Source organism: Rubinisphaera italica (genome assembly GCF_007859715.1).
GTDB lineage: Bacteria > Planctomycetota > Planctomycetia > Planctomycetales > Planctomycetaceae > Rubinisphaera > Rubinisphaera italica.
The window spans coordinates 5133286-5145816 of record NZ_SJPG01000001.1 but is presented as its reverse complement, the minus strand read 5'-3'; the positions used below and the strand labels follow the sequence as shown (position 1 = coordinate 5145816).

Genomic DNA, 12531 nt, shown 5'->3' with positions numbered 1-12531 from the left:
CTTTTTCTCTCCCGATCAATTCCTGATCAATCTTTTAGTCCTTCCAGGGCTGAATCACTCAATCTCTTTTTTACTTTTTTTCAATTGTCAAAGTTTAACGATTAAAGAATTTACACGGAAAGGACTGAATTCTCACCCCTTGAATAGCCGATTCTTAAGAAGTGCGGTTTGAGCTCTGGAATAACTACAGAGTATTCGAGCAGCCCAACCTCATGCCAGCGGAATCGGATTATGGCACTTCAATTTGCGTTTCACCTTGGTTCACTTGTGTTTGCGGCTACTCTCATCCGGAGTGCCTGCGAACAAGTCACCTTCACGGACGGATTAACTTCTTCAGCAATTTTGGGATTGATCTTTTTTGGCATCGGTTTTGCCCTGGGAGAAATCAGTCGCCACATGATGGAAGAACTTGCCGCCCGCGAACTGGCTGCTTCAATTGAACTTCGTGAAGCCGAATTGTCCGGCTCGAAGTCACCCGCCAGTTCGACAGGTCAATAAGATCTGTCGGCCGGTCTGCGACCAGGACCGTGCAAGAAGTGCTGAGTAAATAGAGCTGAAACAAGGAATGCCAAAAGCATACAGGTCTTCAGTTATCACTGTTACTTGATGGTTATCCATCATCCAATCCGGGCAACCGTCTCTGAATGGACTCAGCAGCCGCGAGGCAACAACGAGACACTCTATGGAGGAGTCAATGGCGACTAAACTATCACCAGAAGAAATCCAGGAAATCTGGGTGACTTATAAAAAAGATCAAACGAACCAGCGTCTGCGAAATCGTTTGATCGAGCGTTACCTTCCTTTAGTTCGTTTCAACGCAGAACGCGTTTGGGCGAAACTGCCGGAAGGGGTCGATATGAACGACCTGATGTCGGCTGGCGTTTTCGGTCTGATGGATGCAATTGATGCATTCGACATGAGCCGGGGCGTGAAGTTTGAAACCTACTGTGTTCCACGTATTCGTGGAGCCATGCTCGATGAACTGCGATCGATGGACTGGGTGCCTCGCCTGGTTCGCAGCAAAGCGAGTAAGCTGGAAGCGGCCCGCAAAGCCGTTGAAGCCAAACATGGCCGCCCACCGACGGACAAAGAAATCGCTGCCAAACTCGAACTTCCGATGGAAGAATTCGACAAGATGAAATCCGACGCTTCCGCCATCAATCTCGTCAGCTTGAATAAAAAGTGGTACGAAACAGATAGCTACAAAGACGTTCGTGAAGTCGATGTTCTGGAAGATGGCAAGGGAGAAGACCCCACCACTGGCATCCAGAAGCGCGACATCATGAAACTGGTCACCAAAGGCTTGAACCGCAACGAGCGGCTCATCATGATTCTCTATTACTACGAAGAACTGACGATGAAAGAAATCGGCACGACTCTCGGACTCTCCGAGTCCCGCGTCAGCCAGATGCATTCGAGCATCGTCAATCGCTTGAAAGAACAACTCCGACAACGCCGACCTGAGTTTGCGTAAGTCTAAGAGTTTTCACTAGCGGGCCGAAATAAAAAGAGGAACGATTCAATCGAATCGTTCCTCTTTTTTTGTGATTGATGGGTTAGTCCTTAAATTCCAATATTCATGGCAAAAAGGATTCATCAATGCAATTCATAAACTAAGTTTGTATTGATGAATAATTTCAGTTACCGAACTACCCCTAAGGTCAAAGGTCATGAATCGAATTGAAAAACTATCACGCTTTCTAGAATCCTCTCAGTTGCTTGGAGCAATTGTCGTCCTCAGTGGTCTCACACTCTATTTCTGGTCAGCCGGACCAATGCTGGCAAAGTCAACGACTTGCAGTGTTGGAGAAACTCCAGACTTAACGCTTTACCGGACCTGTTATTATCCAGCAATCGTACTGCAGGATCACTGGCCGTGGTATAAAGAATTTTGTCATGACGAGTATTTGAAACGTCGAATTAGAGTTTGCCTTTATTAGTTGAGCTTGTACCCGACGGGTGATTTGGGAACGTCCGGGTGGCTGGGGTCGTAGCGAAGCGAAGTTACTAGAAGTTCTAGCACTCGTCCCCACGGCACTCAACATGATGCATGTATAATCCTAACCCGAAGCGTCAGCGAGGGGACGGCAACCAATCTACAATGGGGTTCAATCTATATCTTCAAGGTCGTTAAGTCATCTCATGCAAAAAGATGTCCTCCGTGGGAACAAGCAGAAACTTATTTATTATCGGACTTCACCGAAATATTATTCGGACGCCGTTCCCTCGCTGACGCTTCGGGTTAAGTTTTGAGCCGTAGGTCAGGCTGAGCCTGCATATCGATTACTCTTTCTTCTTCAAAGTCATCATGAACTCGACCACATTCACCAGCTCCTCCTCACTCATCACTTTCTGCAAGTCGGCAGGCATCAGCGAGATGTCCTGCTTAACGAGTTCATCGACATCGTCAGCCGGAATTGTTTTGACAAACCCATCGGCATTTTTCAGTGAGAGTTCTTCATCGGTCTGACTGATCAGCAATCCCGTGATGATGTTCCCGTCAAACGTGACAGCGGTGTAAGTCTCATAATTGTGACTGACGCCAGCGGACGGATAAAGAATCGATTCGAACATCGCCTGCTTGCTCAACTTCTTGCCGATTTCGGATAGGTCTGGTCCAATTTCTTTGCCTTGACCATTCACCTGATGACACTTCGCACAGGTGCCCGTTGTATGGAAAACGACACGTCCGGATTTGACATCCCCTTTGCGATTGGCCAGTTCTGAAAGTGGTGGCAGTGGCTTAGCATCTTTCGAAGGTGGCAGTGGGAATAGTTCGTTGGCAACTTCCTTCACATCTTTATAAGTCGACGCATGCATGACTGCAGCAATCGCCTGCTTGAGAGAACCGGGAGCCTTGTCTGATTGCGCGTATTTCATTACTTCGACTGTTCCTTTTCGCGTATAACCCAAAGCACTGGCGGCTGCTCGACGTACCGATGTGTTGACATCGTCATCCGTCATCACAGTTTGTAGAGGACCTGAAGCGGCGTTCTCCTGAGTTTGCCCCAATGCTCGTGCCAGCGCTGCAGCATCTTGAGGCTTCTGATTTCGTAACCCATCAAGCAGTAGTTTGGCTTGCTTCTTTTTCAGCAGAATTCGAGCCGCATCGATGCCGAGTTGTTCTCCTGAATGCTTGGTTGCAATACTGACTAACTCTGGATATTGCTCTTCGAGATTGAAGCGGTCGACAATTGTCAGAAACGATTGCGATTCCGACTGAGTAGCCAGCAGTTCATTTAGCGCCTGCTTATATTCCGGATGAGCATCAAAATTGAGATTCTTCAAACGGGAAATCGATTCCGAAACGATCAAATCGGTTCGGCCTGCTTCACCATGTTTTGAGAATGCAACTTTGGCCAAAGCATCCTGCGGGACGTTCGGGCAGAAATCGAGTGCCCGAAAATAGCGTGGTAATTCCGCGGCCGGAGTGGAAGGCTCTTCTATGATTTTCAACAACAAGGAAGCGGTCTGATCGGCTCGGGAACGCCAGATAATATCCCGACCAGCATCGGAGTTCCAATTGTTACCTACTCGGTCGAGCCAGCTTGCCAGATATTCGTCCCAGTGTTTCTCGGCGGCAATGCCGAGTGCTTCGAGATACCAGCGATTTTTTCCATCATACTGAGTGGCCAGATCGGTCCAGTATTGAGCCGATTCCGGGAGGTCCGTATCTCGTAATCCAATCAACATTTCCCGACGCACAGCTGGGGAGTCATCAAAAATATTCAACAGATCGACGAGATCCTGCTTGTTAATTTCACCCTGCAGTTGTCGCATCAGTCGAATGGCAGTAATCCGCAGATCGGGATTGTCATCCTGCAATGCAATTTCGAGATATTTGAGCTTGCTCGATTTATCGATCGAGAGTTTTCCAAGTGCCCATAAAGCACGTGCCCGATACTGGGGCACATTCGATTCCAGCATTTTCGCCAATGCTGTTTCTGCTTTCGGACCGGCTGCCTGCAAAGTTTTCCAGCCGAGATATCGAGTTGCCTGATTTGGACTTTGTAAAGCAGCAATCGCACCATTAACGGATTCATATTCAATAACAGCGATCTTGTAATGATTCTCGGGCGGAGCCAGTCGAAATACTCGACCATGTTCGACATCAGCCATCCGGTGACCACCGACGCCAGGATCGTACCAGTCGGCGACAAACAGCGAACCATCTGGGGCGACACATACATCCGACGGACGGAACCAGTTATCGCGTGCTCCATCAAGAATATTCACCATTTCAGCAGAATAGCCAGCGCCGTTAATCGTCGTAGGATAAGCTCGCACAATGTTGGGACCTGCATCGGAGTGGATGAGTGCGTTGTGGAAAACTTCTGGCAACAGGTTCCCTTCGTAAATCAGAATTCCCGTCGGAGATCCGGCTCCCGTTTGCAGCAGGTTGGGCATCACACCAGGATCGTTCAGGTGCCAGTGACGCAGAGGAATCTCTTCACTCCAACCCGTTCGGGGATCCCGCCAGCCAGCTCCCGTAAATTCGTCTTTGTATCCGTAGTTACCATATTCCATCACATAGTTAATACGCACACCACGGTTGCCATCATCGTCATTATCACTCTGCCACATCGTGCCAAAAGAATCGACACAAACTTCCCAGTTATTACGGAAGTTCCAGGCGAGCGTTTCAAAATCCGAACCATCCAGATTGCAGCGGAAGATCATCCCTTCCTGATACGGCTTGCGGGAATCGTTCACCAAGTTTCCCTGCTTGTCGACGATCGGCTGACCGTTCTTATCTTTGACCTGCTTCCCGGCATTACCGAAGTTGAAATACAGTTTTCCATCCGGTCCAAAGACAAATGCATGAATGCCATGGTCGTGCTGAGTGCCGCTGATGCCCGTAAAGAGAATCTCTTTTTTATCGGCATGATCGTCACCATCTTCATCGGTCAAAACAAAAACGTTTTCACCAGCAGAAACGATCACCTGATTTCCCAGCACGCAAATGCCGTGAGCCGAGTCGATATCCCGGCCCTGATAAAACGATGTTTTCTTGTCGGCTTTGCCATCGCCGTCGGTATCTTCGAGAATCAGGATCTGATCCCCTTCAACACGCTCTGCAGAGTCGGTATTGCGGAATTGACGATAGTTGATAACTTCACAAATCCAGACACGCCCCCGATTATCAATATCCATATTCGTCGGGTTGTACATGAACGGTTCACCGGCAAAGACGCTGGCCTGTAAACCGTCGGCCACATCCAACTGACTGATTGCATCGTCCAACTCATGACTGGCAGTGCCCCCCCCTGCAGCAGGGGCGCTTCGATGGGCCGCTAGAAATGCAGGTTCTGGTTTTCCGTTGAACACATGAAATCGAACGCTGGTTTGTCCGCCCCCTTGATTTGTCCCCCCGTTGTCCAGTCCACCGAAGGTCTGAAAGCGTTCGTAGTTGTGTCCTTTGGGAAGCTGAAAACCAATCACAGAATTTGCGTGCGTACCAAACCCATAAGCGACGGGTTGACCCGCCACTTTCAGTTCCCCACCACCCGCATTTCTATTCTTACGGACATCTCCCCATTCCGCCTCGGCTGAGATCCAGTTGAGATCAGTCAACTTGAGTTCACCCTCTGGTCCGGTCAGGCGAGGTTCAACCCAATCGGCCCAGTCACAACTGAAACCATTACCGCCATCGCTGACAACCAGATAAAGGAACTCGGTTCCTTGAATCGGTACATCGATTTTGACGGCATGGCCTTCGGTGCTGGCCGTTACTAACGGACTGGAGAATAACGGCGTTTTTACGGTTTTGCCGCTGGGTTCAGACTTTTTTTTTGAGGCAGAGGGAACAGGATCCAGCTTCCAGTTGGCTGGTTTTTCTTCGTCCTGATTCTTTTCCAGCTCTTCAACGGTTGGCGTTGAAGAAGGAACACCCGACTTCGGGATATCCACATGAGCGGTCCAGCAGATCGCATTCAACACTAGTTTGCGGAAGTCGTCCTGCTGCCAGTTTTTGTGGAAGTGACCTCCCGTAAATCCGAAGCCACGGCCGTCATTGGCTCGATCATAGGCCCAGGCAACGTGCTGAGGTTCTTTACGAACCAGAACCGCTTCGCGAACATGGGGATTGCCACTGTGAGCCCCATCAGGACGATTCAAAGTTTCTCGTGGAGGCATATCAGTCAGGATGGGAGTCACCCCTTTCATGCCTTCTGCAAACCGCATGTGATAGTACCACTCATCGTTGATTTCGAACGGCTGGACGCCCTGCGTAATCGGATGTTTGGGGAATTGATCGAACTTGGCAGTCCAATGAGGATTGACCGACCAATCGGGTTCAAAGAATCCTCCCATCCATTTGATGAAGTGATCCCCTTCCTTACCAATCACAGTTTCGACCCCATAATGCAGACAAACCAGACCAACGCCCTGCTCCATCACCTGATCGAACTCATCAATGTGATTATTCAGAAAGTGCCGTCCACCCCCATCGCAATAGCAGACAACAGTATCGGCATTATCAAACGCGGTGACATCGGTCGGCCAGCCGTTGAGATAGACAGCCGTTTCCAATTGAAGTCCAGCTTTATTGAGGGCCTCTGCCATTAACAGGCAACCAGCATTGTGTTCGTGAGAAAAGTAGCCGTGACTTTTACTACCTGCAACAAAGACAATTTTCTTGCGATCAGTTAAGGGAAGTCGTTTGAGTTCGATATTTCGAAATTCGACTTTCATAGGAGGGCCAGAGTGCAACTGCAATGCGAGGACACCCTTCCAGTCGCGATTTTCTGAGTCCCAATCAACAATGGAACAGGATTTCTTGCCATTCACTGAGAGTGTCAATTCATTTCCCCAGGCCACGATGTGATACTCATTCCAGCCATCAAGGTTGACTCCATCCAGAATCTGCTCGGCATTCCCGACTTGAAATTTTTCAATCGACTTCTCGGACTTTACGTCGTTACTCTCCCCGCGGGCGGCAAGAAGTCCACGACCGCGTTCGTCATATAAGCAGCCGAGCCATTTTCCAGCTCGATCAATATCGGCCTGATAACCAACCACATGCCCATCGGGTTCAACCTGAGACCGAAACTGAATTCCAGAGTTAGCCGTTTCCGAACCGCTGATTCGAAACTGAAGCTTCAATTCGAAATCATCAACTTCTCCAGCCGACCAGCGAAGAAAAGTATTGTGATTACAGGGATGCTCTTCGGTCGACTCAGCGACAATCGTTCCATCAACGACTTTCCAGAACGACTCATCTCCCGACCAGCCGGACAAATCTTTGCCATTGAAAATCGGTTTGAATCCCGCTGGAGATTCTGCTTTCACGGTGGCAGTTTGCAAGCACGCAAACCCAGATAACAGAAACAAAATTGCGAGACTGCGAGTCAGAACGCAGGCGGACAATCGGTTCATAATTCTAACCTCGATACTGAAGAACACTATTGGATGGTTTAGGAGCGGGTGGCGGTTTGTGCAATCTCTCAAATTTTCACACATCTCACGCATGAAAACAAGTTGATCTGTTACTATAGCAACCTGGAGGGGCTTGAGAAAAGTATGCACCTGTAGAAACTCTGCAGAATTCAGGCAGAAGCCAATCCCTTCATACGGGCACTCATCTCACGAATTTTTCTGTGAGACTCTTCCTCTGAAGAATGCAATGGCCAATCCGATGAAATTTATTTTGCTAATTTTCTGGAATTTCTAAATAATCGAAGAGGGATTGCACAGAGTTTCGACACTATTAGGTAACAGACATCTCTACTTAAAAAACAGCACTCAGCTATGCACTCGCAACCTATCTCAGAAATTGATATTGCAGACAAGATCTCCGATCACAACAGCGATTCAGAATTGCTGCTTCAGTATATTGAAGCAGGATCCGAAGCCGCTTTAACGGAGCTCATTACGCGCTACTCGGGATTGGTTTATGAAGTCTGTTCGCGTACCAGTATTCAACGAGTCGATGCCGAAGATGCCTTTCAAACGACATTTCTGATTCTGACAGAAAAAGCAAATCAAATTCGAAATTTGCACGCTTTATCAAGCTGGCTGTATGGAGTGGCTCATCGGACAGCAGTTTCAATTCGCAAAATGAAACGACAGCAAGCCACACAAATCCATCAGGAGCAACCCGCCAGTCGGCATGATCTGTTCCAGGAATTCGCACAGCGATATCGAAACGAGCAAGTCGATTCAGCAATCGCCTCTTTGGACAAACGGTATCGAGAACCAATATTACTTTTTTATCTTGAAGATCATTCGATTTCGGAAATTGCCACGAAGCTGAATAAGACAACTCGTTCCATCGAAGGTTTACTTCGCAGAGGACGGCAGGCATTGAAAGTCAAATTGATTCGTTCTGGAATCAGTCTGCCCGCGTTCGTCTCGACACTCACATTCCTGGGAACACAGTGGAAAGCAAACACTGTCGCAGCGGAGATGATTCAGGCGACATGCTCAAACTGTCTGCAACAATCCACTTTGGCCACGACTTCCAGAATTTACGAAACCCTACAACACTGCCGGGAGAGTTCGACCATGCTAACGAAAACAATGATGGGTCCAACGGGAATGATTGCCGGAATTGCCCTGGGGGCCTTAATCCTTACAGGACCAGGGACCGTAACGGGCGGCTCGAAACCTGCAACAGAGAGTACAGAGAGTTCTCTCGTCATTTCCACAATTTTCGATAAGGAACACGAAGAAAAGGAGCAACTTCTGGAAGCAAATCCAACTCCTTCAAAACGAACGGTAAAGGTGGACTATCCAATTCCACATGTGTTTGAAGAAAGTGGGATCGATATCGACGCAGCCGGTGTTGAGTTTGTTGAGTTTGATAAGGCGGTAACAAACAGCCCTGACACAAGTTCAAATCTCAATGTCGGAGAAAGGATTGCTCCAACAGTTAAAGAAAAACGGGAGGAATCCATACGACAGGTCCTGGAAGAAGATGTGCTCCTGGAATTTCTTGACACTCCTCTTTCTGAAGTCTTAGATTATTTTTCAGAGTTTCACAACATTCCGATACGCATTAATGTCAACAGCCTGGCAAGTACAACTACTTTCGGCCTGGGTAGCGATGGAATTTCACGACACGAACCAATCACCCTCAGCAGCAAGCAGCCAATCACATTGGAAAGTGCTCTCAATACAATCCTGTTACCTCTGAATCTGGATTACATTATCGAAAACGAAATGCTGACCATTGTCAGCTTGATGGAAGCCGAGGAGCATTTGGTTGTCCGGTTTTATGAATACCCCCACTCCAATCTCGATAACTATGAAGAGACGCTCACATCTCTGATTGCCGCTGATTCCTGGGAGGAAGTCGGAGGAATGGGAGTGATCGTTCAGCTGAACAATTCAAAATTTGCCATCAAGCAGACAGAGCGGGTTCATCGACAAATAGAAGAATTTCACAACCAGCTTGTTCGGGAATTAGCCGAGACTCCAATTAGTCCGTAATTTGCTCATCGGTAAGATTCTTCGCTGGCACTCTTCTTCTCAAAAGCCAAATGACCCCGAATGCTCCGACCATTGACAGAAGGACCTCGAGAATAAATATTGCGACAATAAGCGAAGGAAATTTCCCTAGAGATAATGCGGAATACTTTTGAGTGAGATAATCACGAAACGTAACTTCGTGCTGACTACGGATTTCCTGCCGCATCTCCTGAGCAAAAGCGGGCAGTTCCTCCAACTCTCTCGACAGTCTCTTCTCCTCTGTCATTCGGAATTGTCGATAAGACTCGACAGAACGGCCCGTTTCAGCCATACCCGCCAGCAAAACCACAACGATCAATTGCCAGCGAGAAATATTTTCTGGTCTCGATCCCGCAAAATGGCATGTGAGATAACCCAATGCTGCTCCCAATGCGATGGAAAACAGCCCGATCTTTTTGATGCCCGAGGGGAGCCAGACCGCGATCAGTGAGAGCGCGACTGCGATCATCATCACGATCAGCAGCCAGCGAACCGTTTGCATATTACCTTGAAGCATAAATACCTGCCGCAAACGCATTTGTTTTTCTGAGTGTAGAGATTAAATTGAGAAAGACTCACCGAATCTCAATCAGATAGGGCAATAAACCGCTCAGAACGACCGCGATCCCCCTCCTTTTTGACAGGATCTTATCGCAGGGTTCTCTTATGAGATTAGACAGAATATACTCGTTTCGATCGGGAAGTCAGTCCATTCTTTAATAAGTTCTCACAAGTTCGCCTAATTAATTGAGATAGACAACGATGACAAATCAGGAAGACTTTCGTCTGGAGTGGCATGGGGATGTGGTAGTCGTCACGCCAGCCAGCAATATTGAATCGATGAACTGGGACTTGATCGAGCAGGCCGCCGACCTGATCATGGCTCCTCTGAGAGACCAGGAAGTTCCGCTCGTGATTGTCGACTTGAGCGAAGTCGGCTACTTCGGCTCGGTCTTTCTGGCTTTGCTTTTACGATGCCACAAATTTGTGAAGAGCAAAGGGGGCGAACTCGTCCTCTGCGGTGCCAGCGAAATGGCAGCCGAACTTCTGCGCATCACTGCTCTCGATACCCTCTGGGCAATTTACGACACCCGCGATGAAGCGATGGATGCCATCAGTTAGTTTTTCTCAACACCACCCTTGGTGCCATGCTTGCATCGCGCAGCAGGGCAAGCATGCAATCGACGTCCCTTTTTCGTTGTCAAAATTATTCTCTATTGAGGGAATTCAATGACATCCGAGATACATCGAAAAGAATGCCACAGATACGACATTCCGGGGGATGCTCACTTCCTGACGTTTTCCTGTTTTCAGCGAAAACCATTTCTCAATCGCGATCGATCCCGAATATGGATGCTTGAAAGCTTACAGGTGGCACAAGAACGGGACCTGTTTGATCTCTGGGCTTATGTCATCATGCCCGAGCATGTGCATCTTGTTCTTTGCCCCCGTCGAGATATTGTGATTTCAAAAATCCTCAAAACAATAAAACAAAGTGTGTCTCGAAAAGCGATCATCTGGACTCAATCACACGCTCCGGAATTTCTTCGAAAAATGGAAGACCGACAACCTGACGGTAAGATCTCCCATCGATTCTGGCAGCGCGGGGGAGGATACGATCGAAATCTCAGATCAGTTCGCGATATCCATGAAAAAATTCACTACGTCCATAATAATCCCGTAAGACGAAACTTGTGTTCGAGACCAGAAGATTGGGACTGGTCCAGTTTCAATATCTGGAGAAATGAGACTCGTCAGCCTACAATAATTCATAAGCAATCTCTCCCGAAATTAACGATGCAGGATGAGGGTATCAATTCTGGCTTGATCAATCCATTCTCTCTGTAATTATTGAGAGAGGAACGACGAATCATGCTTGCCCTGCTGCGCGATGCAAGCATGGCACCGAATATTATTATTGACAACTAACGGAATGAAAACTCAGGAGTCAAGGATGTCTCAACGACCAAAACATTTTAAGCACGCCAATGCGAACGATTCGGAAGAGGATGTCATTCCGGATGTCGAAGAATCCTTCGAGACAGAGATCGAGTCGGATTCGGATGCTGCGGCCAGACAGCGGATACTCGATGAAATCCGTCAGACGACCGATAGGCTTGAGGCAGATAAAGCCAAGATCGTCGATTTGAAGATACTCAGTCGAACGTTGCGGGAACTGCGATACGCTTTCAAAGTTTTTACGCCCTATCGTCGCAATCGTAAAATTACAGTATTTGGCTCTGCTCGAACTCCGAATGACGATTGCAATTATCAGATGGCGGTCGAGTTTGGTCGGCGCATGGCTGCCGAGAACTGGTTTGTTGTCACCGGAGCTGGCGGCGGGATCATGGAAGCGGCTCATGAAGGAGCCGGCACCGATATGTCGATGGGGCTCAATATTATGCTCCCCTTCGAACAGTCAGCCAATCCGGTGATTGAGGGCGATCCCAAACTGGTCAATCTAAAATACTTCTTTACGCGAAAACTGATGTTCGTCAAAGAAGTGCATGCCATTGCTGTATTTCCCGGAGGCTTCGGAACACAGGATGAATGTTTCGAAACATTAACCCTCGTGCAGACCGGCAAACGGGATCTCATGCCGATCGTATTAATCTCAGATGCAGGAGATGAATACTGGTCGCGCTGGCAGAAGTATGTCCATGAGCAATTGCTCGACCGCGGCTTGGCCTCCCCGGATGACACCTCGCTCTATTGCATATGCAATAATGTTGAAGACGCCGTTGAAGAAGTGATGCGATTCTATTGCGTCTATCACAGCATGCGATACGTGAAAGGCGATCTTGTCCTCCGATTGCATGAGGAACCGAGCGACGAGTTCATGGAAGAACTCAACGAAAAATTCCACTCCATTTGCGAGACGGGAAAGATCGTCAAAACGACAGCCGATCCCGTCGAAGCCAGTGAAATACATTTACACGAGTTACCGCGTTTGCGCCTGCATTTCAATCGTCGGGATGTCGGTCGTTTGAGACAGATGATTGACTTAATAAACGATCGACTGGGGACAGAAGATTGTGAAAAGTCTGATGAAAAACGAGAGTCTGCAGATGAGTTCTGACC

At 48.2% G+C, this 12531-nt stretch carries 9 protein-coding genes; 7 read left to right on the top strand and 2 right to left on the bottom strand.

Features of this window, described 5'->3' with window-relative positions:
- The first annotated feature begins 231 nt into the window (after positions 1-231).
- The 3 genes from Pan54_RS19600 (at position 232) to Pan54_RS19590 (ending at position 1940) form a co-directional block, all read left to right on the top strand.
- Entirely contained in the window at positions 232-498 is a 267-nt protein-coding gene (locus Pan54_RS19600; RefSeq protein WP_146505095.1) for a hypothetical protein, read from the top strand.
- A gap of 196 nt (positions 499-694) precedes the next feature.
- Positions 695-1474 (top strand): FliA/WhiG family RNA polymerase sigma factor, encoded by a 780-nt coding sequence (locus tag Pan54_RS19595; RefSeq protein ID WP_146505094.1) that lies wholly within the window; start codon positions 695-697, stop codon positions 1472-1474.
- A gap of 196 nt (positions 1475-1670) precedes the next feature.
- Positions 1671-1940: a hypothetical protein gene (locus Pan54_RS19590; RefSeq protein ID WP_146505093.1), complete on the top strand. Its 270-nt coding sequence runs from the start codon at positions 1671-1673 to the stop codon at positions 1938-1940.
- A 343-nt stretch (positions 1941-2283) separates the two neighbouring features.
- On the opposite strand, the gene Pan54_RS19585 is transcribed toward Pan54_RS19590, so the two are convergent.
- On the bottom strand, positions 2284-7377 hold the full coding sequence (locus tag Pan54_RS19585; RefSeq protein ID WP_146505092.1) for a PVC-type heme-binding CxxCH protein: 5094 nt from the start codon (positions 7375-7377) through the stop codon (positions 2284-2286).
- Between the two features lie 372 nt (positions 7378-7749).
- Here Pan54_RS19585 and Pan54_RS19580 point away from each other — a divergent pair, with 372 nt between their 5' ends.
- Complete coding sequence (locus Pan54_RS19580; RefSeq protein ID WP_146505091.1) at positions 7750-9432, top strand: RNA polymerase sigma factor; 1683 nt, start codon at positions 7750-7752, stop codon at positions 9430-9432.
- Here the strand turns inward: Pan54_RS19580 and Pan54_RS19575 are convergent.
- Complete coding sequence (locus Pan54_RS19575; RefSeq protein WP_146505090.1) at positions 9422-9967, bottom strand: hypothetical protein; 546 nt, start codon at positions 9965-9967, stop codon at positions 9422-9424. The genes Pan54_RS19580 and Pan54_RS19575 overlap by 11 nt on opposite strands.
- A gap of 245 nt (positions 9968-10212) precedes the next feature.
- Between Pan54_RS19575 and Pan54_RS19570 the strand changes: the two genes are divergently transcribed.
- From Pan54_RS19570 to Pan54_RS19560, 3 genes are all read left to right on the top strand, one after another.
- Complete coding sequence (locus Pan54_RS19570) at positions 10213-10572, top strand: STAS domain-containing protein (RefSeq protein WP_146505089.1); 360 nt, start codon at positions 10213-10215, stop codon at positions 10570-10572.
- Positions 10573-10680: 108 nt separating this feature from the next.
- Complete coding sequence (locus Pan54_RS19565; protein WP_146505088.1) at positions 10681-11298, top strand: REP-associated tyrosine transposase; 618 nt, start codon at positions 10681-10683, stop codon at positions 11296-11298.
- Positions 11299-11404: 106 nt separating this feature from the next.
- Positions 11405-12529, top strand: a complete 1125-nt coding sequence (locus tag Pan54_RS19560) for an LOG family protein (RefSeq protein WP_146505087.1) — start codon at positions 11405-11407, stop codon at positions 12527-12529.
- Positions 12530-12531: the final 2 nt, after the last annotated feature.

Coding starts and splice junctions, on each gene's coding strand:
- Pan54_RS19580 (WP_146505091.1), top strand. CDS start 7,750: ATGCACTCGCAACCTATCTCAGAAATTGATATTGCAGACAAGATCTCC.
- Pan54_RS19565 (WP_146505088.1), top strand. CDS start 10,681: ATGACATCCGAGATACATCGAAAAGAATGCCACAGATACGACATTCCG.
- Pan54_RS19570 (WP_146505089.1), top strand. CDS start 10,213: ATGACAAATCAGGAAGACTTTCGTCTGGAGTGGCATGGGGATGTGGTA.
- Pan54_RS19600 (WP_146505095.1), top strand. CDS start 232: ATGGCACTTCAATTTGCGTTTCACCTTGGTTCACTTGTGTTTGCGGCT.
- Pan54_RS19560 (WP_146505087.1), top strand. CDS start 11,405: ATGTCTCAACGACCAAAACATTTTAAGCACGCCAATGCGAACGATTCG.
- Pan54_RS19595 (WP_146505094.1), top strand. CDS start 695: ATGGCGACTAAACTATCACCAGAAGAAATCCAGGAAATCTGGGTGACT.
- Pan54_RS19590 (WP_146505093.1), top strand. CDS start 1,671: ATGAATCGAATTGAAAAACTATCACGCTTTCTAGAATCCTCTCAGTTG.
- Pan54_RS19585 (WP_146505092.1), bottom strand. CDS start 7,377: ATGAACCGATTGTCCGCCTGCGTTCTGACTCGCAGTCTCGCAATTTTG.
- Pan54_RS19575 (WP_146505090.1), bottom strand. CDS start 9,967: ATGCTTCAAGGTAATATGCAAACGGTTCGCTGGCTGCTGATCGTGATG.